Origin of the sequence: Neisseria sicca VK64 (assembly GCF_000260655.1) — a bacterium.
Lineage (GTDB): Bacteria > Pseudomonadota > Gammaproteobacteria > Burkholderiales > Neisseriaceae > Neisseria > Neisseria sicca_B.
The window spans coordinates 18493-37228 of record NZ_AJMT01000007.1 but is presented as its reverse complement, the minus strand read 5'-3'; the positions used below and the strand labels follow the sequence as shown (position 1 = coordinate 37228).

Sequence of the window (18736 nt, the reverse complement as noted above, 5' to 3'; positions counted from 1 at the left end):
TTATTGTTCTATTGGCGGCTGCGTATCGTCCAGTATTCCTTCGCCACGTTGCGCAACTGTCCAAACGGCCCGTTCTGCCGCCAATTCCCTGCACAACACTTCCTTCACTTTTTCCAACTTCATGCCGCCGCAGATAAATGCGTCTATGGCGGCGAAGCGGTGTTCCGGCCAAGTGTGGATGCTGATGTGGGATTCGGCGAGCAGTAAGATGCCGGTAATGCCGCCTGCACCGCCAAAGGTGTGGAAACGCTCGGCGAGGATGGTGGCTCCTACGGCTTGGGCAGCGGCTTTGAGGGCGGTTTTCAGACGACCTTCGTCTTTCAAGACAGCTTCATCACAGCCATATAAATCTAAAAGACCGTGGTTGCCGGGAATATGGGTCATTTATGGCCTCCGGAGAAACCTCCGCCGCCGTAATAGCCGCCGGAATGCATACGCGAGCCGTCGGAATCGGAAGAGCCGTAGCTGATGATCATGGAGATGATGATGATAATGGTGCTGAAAATGATGTAAGTGGCTCTCGACATGTTAATCCTCGTCCTCGTCTTCTTTGCCCATAGTCCACAACAACCAAGTTCCTATAAAGATGACGGTAAATGAGGCAGAGTTGCCGTCGGTCAGCAGCGCAGGAAGGTTGACGACAACCAAGATGGCGATCATGACAAACCGCAATTGGTTATCGACCCCGTCTGCGTTCATTTTTGCCGTGTATCTGGGCGCTTCCGCCTGCAAACCGAAAGCGCCGGCAACTTTGCCGTAGGTAGTGCGCGTGCTTTTACTCCATGCCAGCTCGTGTTCGGTCAGCTCGGCACACAGTTTGCTGTTGCTGCCGACTTGGTAGTCGGTGTAATACGCCAAATCACCCGAACGGATATGCCAGTAAAACGCGCCGGCGGCGACTTCGACTTTGCCGCCGTAGGAATAAAGTTCATCACAACCTTGCGGTTTGCGGGCGCTGTTTAAACGCGGCCAATTGTTTTGCGTTTCGGATTGGCTCCACTCGCCGTCGGACGATTCGACCAACCACAAAAAGCCTTTCTGCGGATTGTAAAGCAGGTATTCGACCCACCAACCGACCGGCGTCAGTATCCGCCGTTTGCCTTCAAACATATATTCATAAGTCGCATCGGGATCCAGTTCGGAATACCTGACCGCACCCATCACGAAATAATCATTGTCATTCAGACGACCCTGCGTGCCGATAGGCAGGGTAAACAGTTTATCTTGCGCCACACGCATGGCATTGGCAGTAATCAGCCGCGCTTTTTCCTTACTGACTTCCAATTGGCTGCCGCAGCTCGGGCAAATCAAAAAATCGGTGACACCGCTCAACCAATGGACGGACGATCCGCAATTCGGACAATTTTCCGAATGATGACTGCCTTTCAGACGACCTGCCGTTTCACGGATTTGGTCATCGGTACGGGTATTCTGCAGTTTCAGTTCATTTAGGCCGACCATACTGCCGTAATAGATTGCGGGAGGATCATCGCCGTAATCTATCGTCAGAAAAAGACCTGAGCATCGCCAGTCTATGACTTTACTTGTCGTATCTTCAGTCAGCTTAAACGGCAACTCGCCCTGCGCCGCCGATTTTCTGAGGCTGATTTCACGCTTATCCGACGGAACAAAGTTTTTATTTTGAAAATTGAAATTGCAACCGCCCGGCACGACGTCGTGAAAGTCCGGCACAACTTCAGGCGATTCAACCAAGCGCGTCATGGAATACAGGTCGCCGGATTCAGACAGCCAACCGGTTTGCCCGTCATCAAACAGCGCATACCATTCGTTCCACACACCGTCGTCGTATTGCACCTGAAGCCGTCCGACCAAGGTAAATGGGCGGGTAACGTATGTCCCTGTCGTGCCGATTTGCAGCGGGCTGAAATCCTCCAACAAAGCGGAATCGCGTCCGGAATCGACGATACTGTCATCCTGCCGCACCAGCATGCTGTTGCAGTAGCCGCACACCAGCGTAACGGCTGTCGCGGAATGCGCCTCAACAGGCGCACCGCAGCTCGGGCAGTCGGTTTTGAAGAATGGGGTGTTTGACATGAATTTTCTTTTTCGGAATTTCAGACGACCTAGGGCAAACTGATACGGGCTTCAGCCGATGCTTAAAAAATACTGGCAAATAAACATCTTGCCGCATTTTCCAAAACGCAAACAGCGTCCGCACTATCCGTATGCCGATGCAGACCGCAGCAAACAAGCAGTCGGCAGCAATATGATTGTATAGTAAAACAAAACGGCTTGGGTACGGAATCAGGCAAGCACAGCCGCATCCTACCGAATTTAACCCATCTATACGACAAAGGTCGTCTGAAAACCTGTCATCGTTTATCTGCATCATTTGAATCATCACGCTACCTTTGATTTGTCCCATTGCTCACAAAGAGTCAAATTGATATTGTTATTTATTACAAATGCTGTATTATGTTCGGGTAATTGTAACAAATAAAACAATAACATCATAAACTCCCAATTATCTACAATATTTTTCCCCGTCATTCAGACGACCTCATTCCACAGATTTTCAATTTTTCAACACCTCAAACCATTTTGTATGGCTTGTTCGTTAAATTTTGCGCGTTTTAAATTTGGAGAATCGATGTGAGTTTCGACTGCATCGCCCATATCCGTAAAACAAACGGGCTCCCGCAGCCTGTCTTTGCAAAGACAGATGGCAGAAAACAGAAATAGCCCAGCCGTGAAAACACCCAAGGAAATCCAAATGACAACTTACTACGCCCATTCCGCGCAAGATGAATTCGGAAATCTCTTGCCTTACGAACATTGGCAAACCTTGCAAAGCCATTCGGTAAATGTTGGCGAAATGGCGGCGGAGTTTGCTCGGGTATTCGGTGTGCAGGAAATTGCCTGCCAGACGGGACGGCTTCATGACTTAGGGAAATACAGTTTACCCTTTCAAAAGCGTTTAGAAGGAGAGATAGAATTTGTGGATCATTCCACTGCGGGAGCCAAAATTGCTATCGAGCGTTGGGGAGATGTTATCGGCAAACTGATGGCGTTTTGCATTGCGGGGCACCATGCAGGGTTGGCAAATGGAAACGGCGAAGGCGATAACCGTCACACGTTAAAGGATCGTTTGGCGTTGCAATTCGGCGCAGATATTCCCGCTCTTGATAATCTGTGGCAACAAGAAATCAAGCTCCCGGAAACCCTGTCTGCACCGCCACTCAAAGCCGACGCGCATCATCCTTTTTTCTCCTACGCCTTCTTCACACGAATGCTCTATTCTTGCTTGGTGGATGCTGATTATCTTGATACTGAAGCCTTTTATTCAAACCTAGAAAACAAAGCCGTCAAGCGCGGCGGCTATCCCGATTTAAACGCCTTGCAACACAATTTCAATCAATTTATCAACGCTTTCAGACGACGTATCGCCCAAGCTCCAGAGCAAACCGAAGCCGAAAAACGCAATGCCGCCTTAAACCGCCTGCGCAGCGAAATTCTTGATCATGCCGTAGAACAAGCGACACAAGCGCAAGGGCTGTTTACGCTTACCGTGCCGACTGGCGGCGGCAAAACGTTCACTTCCATGGCATTTGCGCTGGAACACGCCAAACAGAACGGTATGCGGCGTGTGATTTACGTCATCCTGTTCACCAGCATCATCGAACAAAATGCCGCCGAATTTCGCAAAGCCTTTGGCGAATTGGGCGAGCAAGCCGTGTTGGAACACCACAGCACCTTCGACGACGGCAAGCTGCAAAATGAGACCACCAAAGACAAATTGCGCCTTGCCTCGGAAAACTGGGACGCGCCGATTGTTGTGACCACCGCCGTGCAATTCTTCGAATCCCTCTTTGCCGACCGCTCCTCGCGCTGCCGCAAGCTGCACAACATCGCAGGCTCCGTCATCATCCTCGACGAAGCGCAAATGCTGCCGCTCAATCTTTTGCTGCCCATCATGCAAGCCATCAAAGAATTGGCGCAAAACTACCGTTGCAGCATCGTCATGTGCACCGCCACCCAGCCAGCCGTGCAAGCCGAAAACGGCTTCTATCGCGGCTTTGAAAACGTGCGCGAAATAGCCCCAAAACCGACCGCACTTTTCGACAAACTGCGCCGCACCACCGTGCAACACATCGGCACACAAACCGACGCCGACCTGTTCGCCAAACTTGGCGAACACCCGCAAATGCTCGTCATCGTCAATAACCGCCGCCACGCCCGCAGCCTGTACGACCAAGCCAAACACCTTGACGGTACATTCCATCTGACCACCTTAATGTGCGCCAAACACCGCAGCCAAAAGCTCGATGAGATCCGAGGTCGCCTGAAAAATGGCGAACCCTGCCGCGTCATCGCCACCTCCTTAATTGAAGCCGGCGTTGATGTGGATTTTCCGCTAGTGATGCGCGCTGAAGCAGGCTTAGACAGCGTAGCCCAAGCCGCAGGACGCTGCAACCGCGAAGGCAAAAGGCCGTCTGAAAACAGCTTTGTATGGATATTCGCGCCCGAAGAACAATGGAAAGCCCCGCCTGAACTTGCCGTCCAAGCCGCCGTTATGCGCCTGACCGCCGACAGCTTTTCAGACGACCTCTTATCCACCCAAGCCGTCGCCGCCTATTTCAAAGACCTTTACGACCTAAAAGGCAAAGAACTGGACTACAAACAAATCCTACAAATGCACCGCAACGCCGGGCAAAGCCTCGATTTCCCATTCCAAACCATCGACGACAAGTTCCGCATGATCGAAAGCCACATGCAGCCGCTGATCATTCCGTTCGATGGTGAGGCCGAAAACCTCATTAGCAGCCTGCACCACGCCGACCACATCGGCGGACTCTTACGCAAACTGCAACCCTACACCGTCCAAATCCCCGAAAAAGCTCTCGCCGCTTTATATAAAGCAGGGCGTATCGAACCAATTAACGAGAAAAACTTCGGCAAACAGTTTTATACGCTGATTGGGCTGGATTTGTATGATGAAGTGGCGGGGCTTTCTTGGGAGGATACGGCGTTTTTGAAGGGGGAGAGTTTGGTTTTTTGAAGAAAATTTACCAGAGAATAAACCAGTTGTAGTTAATATCTAACATTAAGGAAATAAAGAAAATGGCTAACATTAAGGAAATAAAGAAAATAGCTAACATTATTAAAGTTCGTGATGACTATGAACCAATACAATTTGAATCAATAAGTGGATTGAATAAATTCAAAGTCTGTGAGGGTTCAAGTGCTTCATGGACAGATCAGGAATTTACAGTAAAAGATTTACGAAGTCGGGTTGAGCCTTGGCTAACTTCACTTTTTCAATCTGAACATCTTTCCTTGTTAGTTGGTGCTGGATTAACCCATGCAGTTCATTATTTGGCAGCAAATAAAGCTGCCGCCGGAATGTCAGCATTGGATTTAAGTAACTATAAGGATGAAATAGATAATAGAGCTAAAGAATCTGCTAAAAAAGCAGATAGAAAGGAAGGAAACCTAGAAGACCAGCTTCGAGTTGCGAATGAATTATTGCGAGGATTAGAAATTCTTGGGGAATCGAAGGCAGATAATTTACGGAACGAATTAAATGAAGGTATGAAAAGTTTTGCTCAATCCATTTTAAATAGTGAAAACGGTATTGTAGCGGCTGATGAAGATAAACGAGAACAAGCATTTAACACGTTAGTTACTTTTTTAATGAGTTTTGCTAGCCGTATTGGTGTACGTGAACGACTAAATATTTTTACCACAAATTATGATCGTTTGATTGAAGCCGGAGCGGAAATTGCAGGCTTGCATCTATTAGATCGCTTTCTTGGCAATCTTATGCCGATTTTTCGTTCCTCACGCTTGGATTTAGATATGCACTATAACCCACCGGGAATAAGGGGAGAACCAAGATATTTAGAAGGTGTTGCTCGATATACAAAATTGCATGGTTCTGTAGATTGGGTACAAACAGATAGAGATATACGTCGTATAGGTTTACCGTTTGGTGCTACTGACATTACTCCATTTTTTCAGACACCGAGTCTTTATGGGGCAACTGCACACGAATTAATGATTTATCCAAATGCGGCCAAAGACAGAGAAACAGCAGGCTATCCTTATGTGGAATTATTCCGAGATTTTGCATCTGCTGTTTGTCGTCCTAATAGTGTATTAGTAACTTATGGGTATAGCTTTGGGGATGAACATATTAATCGGACTATTCGCGATATGTTGACTATTCCTTCAACTCATTTAGTTGTAATTTCTTACGATGATCCACTTGAGCGTATTATGCAAATTTATAATGAAATAGGGAGACCTTCCCAAATTAGTTTGATGATTGGCGCAGAATTGGCTGATTTAACTAAGTTAACACAAAATTATCTACCGAAAGCAGCGATTGATAAAACAACATTTCGAATGAGTGAACTGCTTAAACAGCGTATGGACCCCATGCAATCCGATAAGGAGCATAAGAAGCAAGAAACAACAGCCAGCGATACTGGCTTGGAGGAATTGTAATGAGTTTATCACCTTTAGCTTATGCCGATTCTTTGCGTATTGGTACAATCGATTTTGTGTCGCCCGATGAAATTAAGGTTTTATTGGATATTGAAGCACCTGATGGTGTTGCTCTTAATACAGGTACACCACGCCCATTTCCACGAATTAATGGTTATGTATTGATACCAAGCGATGAGGGTTATTTGGTTGCACAAGTGGAATGGATCACGATTGAACGATCGCAATATCCAAAACGCAAGGGAATGCAAGATTTCGGTTTGATTGACCTACCTTATCCCTTACGAAAAATGAGTTTAAATCCCTTAGGTTGCTTGTTTTACGGAGATAGAAGTTCAGACGGAAAAGAAAGTTACCGTTTTCAACGAGGGGTTGAAGGTTATCCAACTGTTGGCGCTCCTGTATTGTTACCAACTCAAACCCAGCTTAGAGCTATTGTTGAATCAGGTGATAACCGTTCTGTTTTGATCGGTAATAGCCCATTAGCAGCTAACGCCAAAGTAATGATAGATCCAGATAGGGTTTTCGGTCGCCATTTAGCCATTTTAGGGAATACCGGTAGTGGAAAATCTTGTTCTGTCGCAGGACTGATTCGTTGGTCTCTCGAAGCGGCAAAACAAGAGAGATGCTCCACCCCGAATGCTCGCTTTATTGTACTTGACCCAAACGGTGAATATGCAAATACCTTTTGCGATATGAGCGAAGTACGGGTGTATGCAGTTGAACCAATTCAGAATATTAAGCAGTTGCAGGTTCCTTTGTGGTTTTGGAATAGTGCGGAATGGAGTTCTTTTACGCAAGCTAGCAGTAAGACGCAACGTCCGCTGCTTAAACAAGCATTACGTGATGTTAGAGCTGGTCGTACAATTTCTAATGATTCTTCAGAAAATAAAATGCTGTCTCTGCGGCGTTACCTTTCATCTAGATTGATTTCATTTCGACGAGATCTACGTTCTGGTGAAATCCAAACGGATGAATCTAAATTTGGTTTTCGTCTAAAGGCTATCGCAGCTGATTTACAAGAAAAAAGTAGTATTTATAAAGAAAATAAATTGGATATGGCTCTAGAGGCTATTAATTCCGCCTTGACAGCCACGCATAATAGTTTTGTTAAAGATGGAAAAACTATTGAATATTATAGAGCTTTCACTGAAGACCAGGTTAACCGAATTATTACTGCTTTGGAAGATTCGCTTACAACGGTTGGAGGAATTCTCCCACAAAATGGATCTGATGAAGATATTCCGTTAATGTTTGAAGGAGTTCAGTTACCAGATCATTTAGAAATATTGGCTGAACAGGAGAATGTCAGTCAATTTGTTGATTTTTTAGTATCTCGAATTCGTACGCTTATCTCAGATGTGAGAGTGAAGTCTGTCATTTCTGATACCAGCATGGGCCTGGATGACTGGTTGAATGCATATATTGGGGGAAATCAAGCGGAGAATGGTTCTGTCACTGTTATTGATCTTTCTCTAGTTCCAGCGGAAGTCATTCATTTGGTTACCGCAGTTATCTCTAGGATGACATTAGAGGCCTTACAGCGTTACCGTAAATTGAATCAGGGAAAAACTCTGCCTACAGTTTTGGTAATGGAGGAAGCTCATACTTTTATAAAGAGATATAAGGATGATGCTGAAAACCAAGGTCCAGCAACAATCTGTTGTCAAGTTTTTGAAAAAATTGCTCGAGAGGGGCGAAAATTCGGATTAGGCTTGGTCTTATCCTCCCAGCGTCCTAGCGAGCTCTCACCAACAGTTCTTTCACAATGCAATAGTTTTCTTTTGCACCGTATCAGCAATGATCGCGATCAAGAGTTAGTACATAAACTTGTACCTGATAATTTACACGGACTATTACGTGATTTACCTTCATTACCTTCACGTCATGCGATTCTATTGGGCTGGGCATCTGAGTTACCGGTCTTAGTTAAGATGAAGGATTTACCGGAGAATCATAGACCAAAATCAGATGATCCTGATTTTTGGGCTGTTTGGTCTGGTCAAGTTGAACGGAAAGTAAATTGGAAAACTATTGCAGATGATTGGCAGCAGATTAGTCCAGCAAATGGAGATGATTAAAGTTGATATACATTTTTTATAGTCAATTTTAAGACAGTTATTGTAGAGGTGCGGTCAATTCTCCCAACGTTTTCAAAACGTCGTCTAAAACCGCACTTACCAACCACAAGGAGAACCAAATGAACCAAATCCGCCTACATATTTGGGGCGATTATGCCTGTTTTACCCGTCCGGAGATGAAGGTGGAGCGGGTGTCTTATGATGTCATCACGCCGTCGGCGGCGCGCGGGATTTTGGCGGCGGTGCATTGGAAGCCGGCGATTCGGTGGGTGATTGACCGGATTTATGTGCTAAAGCCGATTCGGTTTGAGTCGGTGCGGCGCAATGAGTTGGGCGGCAAGATTTCGGCGGGTAAGGTCAGCGGTGCGATGAAGCGTAAGAGAGTTGCCGATTTATATACGCTGATTGAAGACGACCGCCAGCAGCGCGCGGCGACGGTGCTTAAAGACGTGGCTTATGTGATTGAAGCCCATGCGGTGCTGACGGCAAAAGCGGGGGCGGATGAGACCGTTACCAAGCATATCGAGATGTTCAAACGCCGTGCGAAAAAGGGGCAATGCTTTCAGCAGCCTTGTTTGGGCGTGCGAGAGTTTCCCGCCGATTTTGCTTTGATTGATGAAGGCGAGCCGCTGCCGCCGTCGGCATTATCGGAAAACGAGGCAAACCGCGATTTAGGCTGGATGCTGCACGATATTGATTTTGACCACGGCAACACGCCGCATTTTTTCCGCGCACAAATGAAAGACGGCGTGATTGATGTGCCGCCGTTTTACGCCGAGGAGGTGAAAGCATGATTCTTGCGTCCCTTGCCCGTTATTACCGCCGTTTGGCAGAGGAAAACGATGAAATGGGCAACCCGAAAGTGCCGTCTTATGGTTTTAGCGAGGAGAAAATCGGCTGGATTTTGGTATTGGATAAAGAAGGTCGTCTGAAAACCGTTGTACCGAATCTGACTGTCGATAAAAAGCCGCAGCCAAAGCTGATGAGCGTGCCGCGCCCTGAAAAACGCACGTCGGGCATCAAGCCGAATTTTTTGTGGGATAAAACCGCCTACGCGCTTGGCGTGGAAGCCAATAAAAACAAAGCCGAAGCGAAAGCAAAACCGTTTACGCCGTCTGAAAAAACCTTTGACGCCTTTAAGCAATACCATCTCGATTTACTGCAAAACAGCGACGATGAAGGCTTACAAGCCTTGTGCCGTTTTCTGCAAAACTGGCAGCCTGCACATTTCGCTGCCGAAAATCTGCCTGCCGAAATGCTGGATGCCAACATTGCATTTTCTCTTGAAAAACCGACCGCACTTATCCATAAACGCGAAGCTGCGCAAACCTTGTGGGCAGGCTGCCTGAAAAGCGACGAGGCTCTTGAGGGCTTGTGCCTGATTAGCGGCGACACTGCCCCGATTGCGCGGCTGCATCCGGCGATTAAAGGCGTGTTTGGCGGGCAAAGCTCCGGCGGTTCGATTATTTCGTTCAACAAAGAAGCCTTTGCCTCTTTTGGTAAAGAGCAAGGCGCAAATGCGCCCGTCTCCGAACAATCCGCCTTTGCCTACACCACTGCGCTGAACTATCTCTTGCGCCGCGAAAATAATCACTGTCTGACCATCGGCGATGCCAGCACGGTCTTTTGGGCGGAAGCTGATGATAACGCAACTGCGCAGGCTGCCGAAGGCTTCTTCGCGCAAGTATTCATGCCGCCAAATGACGAACAAGAAAGCGTCAAAATTTTTAATGTATTAGAACAAATCGGCAAAGGTTGCCCGCTGCAAGAAATTGCGCCCGAACTATCTCCCAATACCCGTTTTTATATCTTAGGGCTTGCCCCTAATGCTGCGCGGATTTCTGTTCGGTTTTGGCTGGACACCACGTTTGGGCAGTTGGCGGAAAATTTGGCGCAGCATTGGAAGGATTTGCATATAGAACCGTCTGCATGGAAGAAGGGGAAAGAACCTCCCGTATGGCGCATTCTCCTAGAAACGACACCGAAGCGAAAAGATGCGGAAGGTCGTCTGAAAAAATCGGAAAGTAAAGATATTCCGCCACAACTGGCTGGAGAATATATGCGTTCGGTTTTAACAGGGCGATTTTATCCGAAAACTATGTTGACACGAATGATTGGACGTATCCGTTCTGATGGATACATTTCCGGTTTGCGTGTTGCCGTAATTAAAGCAGTTATTAACCGTAACAGTTTGTACAGAGAGGAACTTAAAATGGGATTAAATGAAGAAACCCACGATATTCCCTATCGTTTGGGACGCTTGTTTGCCATTATCGAATTGGCGCAGTCTTCCGCATTGGGTGAACTCAATGCTGGGGTAAGGGATAAATTTTACGGTGGTGCATCCAGTTCTCCGCATAGCACTTTTCCCTTATTGCTGGATAACTATCGCACGCATATTTCAGCCTTGAGAAAAGGAAGAAAAGCTAAATGGGTAAAAGGCGATCCCAAAAAACTGGCAAACTGGTTGGAAGGAAAGGTTGGCGAAATTATTGGTGTTTTCGATGCAGAAACACCGTTCCCACGCCATTTGTCGCTGGAAGAGCAAGGACGTTTTGTTGTCGGTTATTACCAGCAACGATTCAAAAAATACAATAAGCAAGAAGACGATAATATCCCTGAAGATATTGAACAAGCAAATTATTTGGCTGATGAAGCCGATTCTGAAAATGAAGAAAACTAAGGAGCCAGAAAATGTCTGCCATTCAAAACCGCTATGAATTTGTTTACTTTTTTGACGTAACCAACGGCAACCCCAACGGCGATCCCGATGCGGGCAATATGCCGCGTCTTGACCCCGAATCCAGCAAAGGCCTAGTAACTGACGTCTGCCTGAAACGCAAAATTCGTAATTTTGTGGATATGACTTCATCAGGTCAGGCTGGCTATGAGATTTTTGTAAGAGAAAAAGGTGTATTAAACCGTCAAATTGAACGAGCTTATACGGAAAGCGAAGAGGTCAAAGCTAATCTCAAGGCTTGGCAAGAATACGAGAAAAAGCGGAAGAATAAGAAAAAAGGAGGGGAAGGAGAAAATATTTCCAAACCTGAAAAACATTATGAAGACATTGCACGCGATTGGATGTGCGAAAACTTTTTTGACGTTCGTACTTTTGGTGCGGTAATGAGTACAGGGAAGGAAAAAGAAGAAACCGATGAAAATGGTGAAAAAAGCAAGATTGCTAAAAAAGCAGGTCAAGTACGTGGTCCTGTACAACTGGCATTCGCCCAATCTATCGACCCCATTGTACCGTTGGAGTTAAGTATTACACGCGTAGCTGTAACTTCTGAAGCAGAAAAAGAAGAGGGTAAAGACACTATGATGGGGCGCAAATACATCGTCCCTTACGCGCTTTACCGCGTACATGGCTTCATTTCCTCCAACCTTGCCTCCCAAACCGGTTTTTCAGACGACGATTTAGCCAAACTCTGGCAAGCCCTGACGCTGATGTTTGAGCATGACCGCTCCGCCGCCCGTGGCGAAATGGCGGCACGCAAACTGATTGTTTTTAAACACGACAGCGCACTCGGCAGCCAGCCTGCACATAAACTGTTTGACGCCGTGAAAGTCGAACGCGTAAACGGCGAATCAGGTACGCCCGCAAGCGGTTTTGGCGATTACAAAATCAGTGTGATTTCAGATGGCCTGAATGGCGTGAGTGTGGAAGAACTGCTTTAAAAAACACTTGAAAAGATGACCGCACTTTTAACCAAAACCCAAGGGGAAAATCAGGACATGCGCCTGATTTCCCTTTCCGCCCTGCAACACTACGCCTTTTGCCCGCGTCAATGCGCGTTAATTCACAACGAGCAGGCGTGGACGGAGAACTATTTGACGGCGCAAGGCAAGGCGTTGCATGAGCGGGTGGATTCGGGCGAGCCGGAAACGCGCAAGGGTGTGCGCTTTGAGCGGACGGTGCATGTGTCGGCGGAGAAACTGGGCATCAGCGGCGTGTTGGATTTGGTGGAAGTGGACACGAAAACTGGTCGCCTGAAACCTGTGGAATACAAACGCGGCAAGCCTAAACCCGACCCGATGGACGAAATCCAGCTTTGCGCTCAAGGTTTGTGTTTGGAAGAAATGACAGGGCAAACCGTCAACGAGGGAGCGCTGTGGTATATGCAAACCCGCCACCGCATCCCCGTCGTGTTTTCAGACGACCTGCGCGCCCAAACACTCGCCACCATCGCCGCCGTGCGCGAACTTCTAAACAGCGGCCAAACCCCGCTGCCCAACTACGGCAAACGCTGCAAAGCCTGCTCGTTGGCGGAGATTTGCCAGCCGGAGTTGCTGGGGAAACGGGATAGGAGTGTTGGGTATGTTGCGGGGTTGTTTGGGGAAGATAATGATCTACTAGATTAATAACAAATTTTTTATTCAAGTTAATTATGGAGTTTTTATGTTTGATTCTATAAATATTAATTCTTTGGTCGATAAAACGATATATCACTATTGCGATGCACATGCCTTTTTATCTATATGTCAAAATAAAAAATTATGGTTTAATGATTTGCATTCTATGAATGATTTTAGTGAGCGGCATTATGGATATGAAATTTGGGAGCTGTCTGCGAGTCAAGTTATAAGCGAAGAAATTGGAAAGATGGTTACCGAAGATGAGAAAAATAAAAAAATCCAAGAATTAAAAGTGTTTTTAGATAAAATTGATGAATTTATGCATTTGTCTGGACGTAAGTATATTTATACAGCTGCATGTTTCTCCAGAAATTCAGATTTATTAAGTCAGTGGAGAGGTTATGCAAATGATGGGCAGGGTTATTGTATAGGATTCGATATTGATTATTTGCTTCAATTAAATTCTTATGCTGTTTCTGTTTTATATAATAGAGAAAAACAGGTTAAAGAGAGCGTAGAGGAGATATGTCATTTAATCCAATTAATTAAAAATGAAAAGTGGCAGGAGTTTGAGGAATTAGTAGAGATGTATTGCCTAAATACTGCTGCATTAAAAAATAGTTCATTTTCAGAAGAAGAGGAAGTGAGATTATTATATCCATTGTCAGTGGATGAAAATTTAAAAGTTAATGATATTTTAACTAACCCACCTATGGATGTTAAATTTAGAATAAAACAAAATATACCTACGCCTTATATTGAAATTCCTTTTGATAAAGGAGCAATAAGAGAGGTTATCATTGGTCCTAAAAATCCAGTTTTAGAAACAGCAATTAGTATTTTTCTTGAAACTAATAGTTTAAGAGATGTTAAAGTGAGACGCTCTATTATTCCTTATTGTTAGCAAGCTGTAGCCTGCATCTCAACTAACCGCGTGCGTGGCTGCGCCACACACCCTACTGTAAACGATGCAAGCTTTAAAACCAAAATGTAGGGTATGTGCGGTACGCACACACGTGGTTTTTGCTGTTCAAATAATTGCCTAAAACTTTCAGACGACCTTGTGTTTCAGGCTGTGTAGGTGGGATACTTTTATCCGACAACCGTTTGATATTTATATGATTTGAAATTGTTGCGATAATTTTGAAAATGTCGGATTCAAGAATCCGACCTACCGTTTTTCAGGTAGCCCAATCGCCCCAAAAAGTACGGTCAAAATCCAAGGAGTTTCCCCATGCGCAAACTGCAAAACACGCTCTATATCACTACCCAAGGCAGCTATTTGCATAAGGAGCGGGAGACGTTGGTGGTGGAGCAGGAGCGTAAGAAGGTGGCGCAGTTGCCGGTGCATTCCATCGGGCATATTTTTTGTTTTGGAAATGTGCTGGTGTCGCCATTTTTGCTGGGATTTTGCGGCGAAAATGATGTGAATTTGGCGTTTTTTACGGAAAACGGTCATTTCTTGGGGCGACTTCAGGGACGGCAGAGCGGCAATGTGCTACTGCGTCGGGCGCAGTATCGGGGATCGGAGCAAAATCCTGTGCCGATTGCGCGGAACATTATCGCGGCGAAGATTCAGGCGAGTAAGCGGGTGCTTCAGCGGCAGATTCGCAATTACGGCGAGAATGTGGCGATCCAAAGTGCGGTCGATGCTTTGAATATTTCGCTGCGGCAGTTGAAGGGTGCGGCGGAGCTGGACGTGGTGCGCGGTATTGAGGGCGATGCGGCGGCGCGTTATTTCGGCGTGTTCGGGCAACTTTTGAGCGAAAAAAGCGGCTTTACTTTTGACGGGCGCAACCGCCGTCCACCCAGAGACGGGGTGAATGCGCTGTTGTCGTTTGTGTACAGCATTCTGGGCAAGGACATCAGCGGCGCGCTGCAAGGCGTGGGGCTGGATCCGCAGGTGGGTTTTCTGCACGCCGACCGACCGGGGCGCGACAGTTTGGCGCAGGATATTTTGGAAGAATTCCGCGCATGGTGGGCAGACAGGCTGGTGTTGTCGCTGATTAACCGAGGGCAAATCAAACCGCAGGATTTTGTTACCGAGGCAAGCGGCGCGGTAAGTTTGAAAGCAGAGGCGCGTAAGCTGTTGTTCCAAGCTTTGCAGGCTAAAAAGCAGGAGAAAATCGTTCATCCGTTTTTAGGCGAAGAAGTGGAAATCGGGCTGCTGCCGTATATTCAGGCAATGCTGTTGGCGCGGCATTTGCGCGGGGATTTGGCGGAATATCCGCCGTTTTTGATGAGATAGATTTGCAGGTCGTCTGAAAACGGGTTGGATGTTTTCAGACGACCTCTAAAGCAGCCTGCACATGGGAATACAAAATGCTGATGCTGATTACTTATGATATTTCGCTGGAAGACGCGGAAGGGCAGGCAAGGCTGCGCCGCGTGGCGAAATTGTGTCTGGACTACGGCGTGCGCGTGCAATATTCAGTGTTCGAATGCGACATTGCGCCCGACCAGTGGGTTGTTTTAAAGGACAAACTTTTGAAAACCTACAACCCCGAAACCGACAGCTTGCGCTTTTACCATCTGGGCAGCAAATGGCGGCACAAAGTGGAACACCACGGCGCGAAACCGGCGGTGGATGTGTTTAAGGATACGTTGATTGTGTGAATCGCCAACCTGCGGTTCTCATGAAAATGCGGCAGGGTTGGCGAATTGGGATTGTTCTTTAACAATCAGGATATTGCGAATGCGGGTGTAACGGAAAAGGCTGTGTTATACTCGCGTTCGCGCTTTTCTTGTGAGCCTAGCGAAATCGGGGCTGCTAAACCTGATGGAGCAAGGGTTTTGAGAGAGGCTCCAGCCGCCTTCAGGCGGCTGTGTGTTGAAACCATCGGATAATCAGAATCAGCCTGCACTAAAATCCCAGCCGCCTTCAGGCGGCTGTGTGTTGAAACCGTACATAACCAGTTTGAACACTATACAAGGCTGAGCCAGCCGCCTTCAGGCGGCTGTGTGTTGAAACACTTCCATCTTATCGTCAACACCCGCGAAGACATCCCAGCCGCCTTCAGGCGGCTGTGTGTTGAAACCGACCAAAAACGACGACTTTTCTGTCCCTGAAATCCAGCCGCCTTCAGGCGGCTGTGTGTTGAAACTTCTCGAAATACCGCTTGTCTCCCGATACCATCTCCAGCCGCCTTCAGGCGGCTGTGTGTTGAAACACATTTATAGCAACGATAAAGGGCTTTAAGAAACCCAGCCGCCTTCAGGCGGCTGTGTGTTGAAACATTTAAAGCTCCCAAAAATAAAAAAACCGCCTGTACCAGCCGCCTTCAGGCGGCTGTGTGTTGAAACAACTTAATCAGCGGCGCGCCACCGTTGCCGATAACCAGCCGCCTTCAGGCGGCTGTGTGTTGAAACGACGTTTCGGATACCCTGCGCAAAACAGGCATGGCCAGCCGCCTTCAGGCGGCTGTGTGTTGAAACCATTTGGTCTTTGCGCTTCTCGATAACCAAACGCAGCCAGCCGCCTTCAGGCGGCTGTGTGTTGAAACCCACCTCCCCTCGTGGCTCAACCAGCTCGACATGCCAGCCGCCTTCAGGCGGCTGTGTGTTGAAACCCGAACGTTTGGGCGTGGGCGAATGGAAAGTCAACCAGCCGCCTTCAGGCGGCTGTGTGTTGAAACAGTAACCCGAATCGACGTAGCTGAAGATATGCAAGAACCAGCCGCCTTCAGGCGGCTGTGTGTTGAAACACAAGTAAAAGGCGGCGCACGAGGCGACGCCGATGCCAGCCGCCTTCAGGCGGCTGTGTGTTGAAACATCGGCATATGCTGCAACAGGCACAAAAAAAGCGACCCAGCCGCCTTCAGGCGGCTGTGTGTTGAAACCGCGTTACATAATCCAAAACCCCATCTACCGCGATCCAGCCGCCTTCAGGCGGCTGTGTGTTGAAACTTCCATTGATACCGGCAGTTTAAATGGCATTGAACCAGCCGCCTTCAGGCGGCTGTGTGTTGAAACAGTAGCGTCGCGCCGTTGGTGTGAAAGCGGAAGTACCAGCCGCCTTCAGGCGGCTGTGTGTTGAAACTGCTTGATACCATCGCGGAATACATGGGCAAATCCCCAGCCGCCTTCAGGCGGCTGTGTGTTGAAACCGCACCGCGATACTTCCAACCTGCCGATCTAAACTCCAGCCGCCTTCAGGCGGCTGTGTGTTGAAACTATATGCGCCGGTCGCAGTTTCGGACGATGCGCCGCCAGCCGCCTTCAGGCGGCTGTGTGTTGAAACACGGGCTTTTTTTATGGGCGGTCGTATGAGCGATTCCAGCCGCCTTCAGGCGGCTGTGTGTTGAAACCTCAACGGCTACGCCGCCCCTTTTGCCGTTTGCCAGCCAGCCGCCTTCAGGCGGCTGTGTGTTGAAACTGCCATGCTGTCGAAGACGCAGAATTTCCGAACGGCCAGCCGCCTTCAGGCGGCTGTGTGTTGAAACTAGAGAAAGTTGATTGGAAGATGTTTGTGGCGCGCCAGCCGCCTTCAGGCGGCTGTGTGTTGAAACTAAAGCGGTTTTAAAGTGGGTATTTTTATATTTTCCAGCCGCCTTCAGGCGGCTGTGTGTTGAAACGAAAATAACGGGCGCATGGGCGTTCCCCGGCGAAACCAGCCGCCTTCAGGCGGCTGTGTGTTGAAACAACTCGTCGCGGGCGGTAACGCTGCCGCCGATTGAACCAGCCGCCTTCAGGCGGCTGTGTGTTGAAACATTTTTCATCCTTTTTGCGTAGTAATGTGGGTTACCAGCCGCCTTCAGGCGGCTGTGTGTTGAAACCCGGTTCGTGGTCGCCTAATTCGATTATTTATGCAAACCAGCCGCCTTCAGGCGGCTGTGTGTTGAAACCCGCGCAGGATTGGCGAACGACTACCACGACAATTCCAGCCGCCTTCAGGCGGCTGTGTGTTGAAACTGGACAATACTCAATCGGGACGCCATGGAAGTACAGCCAGCCGCCTTCAGGCGGCTGTGTGTTGAAACGCCATTTCCACATCACCGTCAACCGACGAATCAGCCAGCCGCCTTCAGGCGGCTGTGTGTTGAAACGATTCTCAGGCTTTTCGCATCGGAATATTTCGTACCGCCAGCCGCCTTCAGGCGGCTGTGTGTTGAAACCATGACGGCATGACCGTGAACGAAGCCGAACTGACCAGCCGCCTTCAGGCGGCTGTGTGTTGAAACCTGAACTTGGTCAGCTCGGTATTGCCCAGCTTGTCCAGCCGCCTTCAGGCGGCTGTGTGTTGAAACCAGTACGCGCTCAGACATCTGCTGAGATTCGTCCCCAGCCGCCTTCAGGCGGCTGTGTGTTGAAACTAACCAACAATGCCCGCAACATCGTTTCTCAAAACCAGCCGCCTTCAGGCGGCTGTGTGTTGAAACCTTCGCTGTGTGTAGTACCACTTCTACTGATACCCCCAGCCGCCTTCAGGCGGCTGTGTGTTGAAACTTTTGATTTCCTCGGCGGTCATGCCTGCCTGCTTGCCCCAGCCGCCTTCAGGCGGCTGTGTGTTGAAACCCGCCCAAACTGACGACTTGACTAAGCTCGCTGCCAGCCGCCTTCAGGCGGCTGTGTGTTGAAACCATGTTATACAGAATAAGGGCGGCCTTCTGCCGCCCAGCCGCCTTCAGGCGGCTGTGTGTTGAAACGTGCCCTACGCAGCCGGGGTGTTGATGAGATTTGCCAGCCGCATTCAGGCGGCTGTGTGTTGAAACAAAACGTCGTCAAAATACTGACCGAACCGCTGTATCCAGCCGCCTTCAGGCGGCTGTGTGTTGAAACACTAAAGAGATTTACGCATTTCCCGATAAAAACAACCAGCCGCCTTCAGG

The 18736-nt window shown here is 48.2% G+C and carries 13 protein-coding genes and 1 CRISPR repeat array (1 of these 14 cut by a window edge); of the genes, 10 read left to right on the top strand and 3 right to left on the bottom strand.

The features are described 5' to 3' along the window. The 3 genes from speD to HMPREF1051_RS00485 are packed head-to-tail and all read right to left on the bottom strand — an operon-like array spanning position 1 to position 2055. Positions 1–384 (bottom strand): adenosylmethionine decarboxylase, encoded by a 384-nt coding sequence (speD, locus tag HMPREF1051_RS00490; protein ID WP_003762799.1) that lies wholly within the window; start codon positions 382–384, stop codon positions 1–3. After that, the gene (locus tag HMPREF1051_RS14725; protein WP_003742187.1) at positions 381–527 is read right to left on the bottom strand and encodes a hypothetical protein; all 147 of its coding nucleotides are present in this window, start codon (positions 525–527) and stop codon (positions 381–383) included. Before HMPREF1051_RS14725 ends, speD begins: the two co-directional genes overlap by 4 nt. Before the next feature lies 1 nt (position 528). Next, positions 529–2055 carry a DUF4178 domain-containing protein gene (locus HMPREF1051_RS00485; protein WP_003762852.1) on the bottom strand — a complete coding sequence of 509 codons (1527 nt, stop codon included), beginning with the start codon at positions 2053–2055 and terminating at the stop codon, positions 529–531. A gap of 679 nt (positions 2056–2734) precedes the next feature. Here HMPREF1051_RS00485 and HMPREF1051_RS00475 point away from each other — a divergent pair. From HMPREF1051_RS00475 to cas2, 10 genes are all read left to right on the top strand, one after another. Beyond that, on the top strand, positions 2735–5020 hold the full coding sequence (locus HMPREF1051_RS00475; RefSeq protein WP_036490896.1) for a CRISPR-associated helicase/endonuclease Cas3: 2286 nt from the start codon (positions 2735–2737) through the stop codon (positions 5018–5020). A 62-nt stretch (positions 5021–5082) separates the two neighbouring features. Then, positions 5083–6471, top strand: coding sequence for an SIR2 family protein (locus HMPREF1051_RS00470; protein ID WP_003762786.1), 1389 nt, complete (start codon positions 5083–5085; stop codon positions 6469–6471). Continuing rightward, positions 6471–8552, top strand: coding sequence for an ATP-binding protein (locus HMPREF1051_RS00465; protein ID WP_003762835.1), 2082 nt, complete (start codon positions 6471–6473; stop codon positions 8550–8552). The genes HMPREF1051_RS00470 and HMPREF1051_RS00465 overlap by 1 nt, the downstream gene beginning before the upstream one ends. 119 nt (positions 8553–8671) lie before the next feature. After that, complete coding sequence (gene cas5c, locus HMPREF1051_RS00460; RefSeq protein ID WP_003762769.1) at positions 8672–9346, top strand: type I-C CRISPR-associated protein Cas5c; 675 nt, start codon at positions 8672–8674, stop codon at positions 9344–9346. Beyond that, on the top strand, positions 9343–11235 hold the full coding sequence (gene cas8c / locus HMPREF1051_RS00455) for a type I-C CRISPR-associated protein Cas8c/Csd1 (RefSeq protein WP_003762755.1): 1893 nt from the start codon (positions 9343–9345) through the stop codon (positions 11233–11235). Before cas5c ends, cas8c begins: the two co-directional genes overlap by 4 nt. A gap of 11 nt (positions 11236–11246) precedes the next feature. Further along, complete coding sequence (gene cas7c / locus HMPREF1051_RS00450) at positions 11247–12230, top strand: type I-C CRISPR-associated protein Cas7/Csd2 (RefSeq protein ID WP_003762813.1); 984 nt, start codon at positions 11247–11249, stop codon at positions 12228–12230. 15 nt (positions 12231–12245) lie between these two features. Continuing rightward, entirely contained in the window at positions 12246–12914 is a 669-nt protein-coding gene (cas4, locus tag HMPREF1051_RS00445) for a CRISPR-associated protein Cas4 (protein ID WP_003762760.1), read from the top strand. Between the two features lie 37 nt (positions 12915–12951). Continuing rightward, entirely contained in the window at positions 12952–13812 is an 861-nt protein-coding gene (locus HMPREF1051_RS00440) for a DUF2971 domain-containing protein (RefSeq protein WP_003762797.1), read from the top strand. Between the two features lie 330 nt (positions 13813–14142). After that, positions 14143–15156: a type I-C CRISPR-associated endonuclease Cas1c gene (cas1c, locus tag HMPREF1051_RS00435; RefSeq protein WP_003762781.1), complete on the top strand. Its 1014-nt coding sequence runs from the start codon at positions 14143–14145 to the stop codon at positions 15154–15156. A 74-nt stretch (positions 15157–15230) separates the two neighbouring features. Next, a complete protein-coding gene (cas2, locus tag HMPREF1051_RS00430; protein WP_003762828.1) occupies positions 15231–15524 on the top strand; it encodes a CRISPR-associated endonuclease Cas2 in 294 nt (97 codons plus the stop codon). 189 nt (positions 15525–15713) lie between these two features. Next, a CRISPR array of direct repeats spans positions 15714–18736; the repeat unit is 32 nt; unit sequence CCAGCCGCCTTCAGGCGGCTGTGTGTTGAAAC; it runs 1148 nt beyond the window's last position.

What these genes read in the sequence shown, in the direction of transcription:
- speD (WP_003762799.1), bottom strand. Translation starts at nt 384, where the DNA reads ATGACCCATATTCCCGGCAACCACGGTCTTTTAGATTTATATGGCTGT.
- HMPREF1051_RS14725 (WP_003742187.1), bottom strand. Translation starts at nt 527, where the DNA reads ATGTCGAGAGCCACTTACATCATTTTCAGCACCATTATCATCATCATC.
- HMPREF1051_RS00485 (WP_003762852.1), bottom strand. Translation starts at nt 2,055, where the DNA reads ATGTCAAACACCCCATTCTTCAAAACCGACTGCCCGAGCTGCGGTGCG.
- HMPREF1051_RS00475 (WP_036490896.1), top strand. Translation starts at nt 2,735, where the DNA reads ATGACAACTTACTACGCCCATTCCGCGCAAGATGAATTCGGAAATCTC.
- HMPREF1051_RS00470 (WP_003762786.1), top strand. Translation starts at nt 5,083, where the DNA reads ATGGCTAACATTAAGGAAATAAAGAAAATAGCTAACATTATTAAAGTT.
- HMPREF1051_RS00465 (WP_003762835.1), top strand. Translation starts at nt 6,471, where the DNA reads ATGAGTTTATCACCTTTAGCTTATGCCGATTCTTTGCGTATTGGTACA.
- cas5c (WP_003762769.1), top strand. Translation starts at nt 8,672, where the DNA reads ATGAACCAAATCCGCCTACATATTTGGGGCGATTATGCCTGTTTTACC.
- cas8c (WP_003762755.1), top strand. Translation starts at nt 9,343, where the DNA reads ATGATTCTTGCGTCCCTTGCCCGTTATTACCGCCGTTTGGCAGAGGAA.
- cas7c (WP_003762813.1), top strand. Translation starts at nt 11,247, where the DNA reads ATGTCTGCCATTCAAAACCGCTATGAATTTGTTTACTTTTTTGACGTA.
- cas4 (WP_003762760.1), top strand. Translation starts at nt 12,246, where the DNA reads ATGACCGCACTTTTAACCAAAACCCAAGGGGAAAATCAGGACATGCGC.
- HMPREF1051_RS00440 (WP_003762797.1), top strand. Translation starts at nt 12,952, where the DNA reads ATGTTTGATTCTATAAATATTAATTCTTTGGTCGATAAAACGATATAT.
- cas1c (WP_003762781.1), top strand. Translation starts at nt 14,143, where the DNA reads ATGCGCAAACTGCAAAACACGCTCTATATCACTACCCAAGGCAGCTAT.
- cas2 (WP_003762828.1), top strand. Translation starts at nt 15,231, where the DNA reads ATGCTGATGCTGATTACTTATGATATTTCGCTGGAAGACGCGGAAGGG.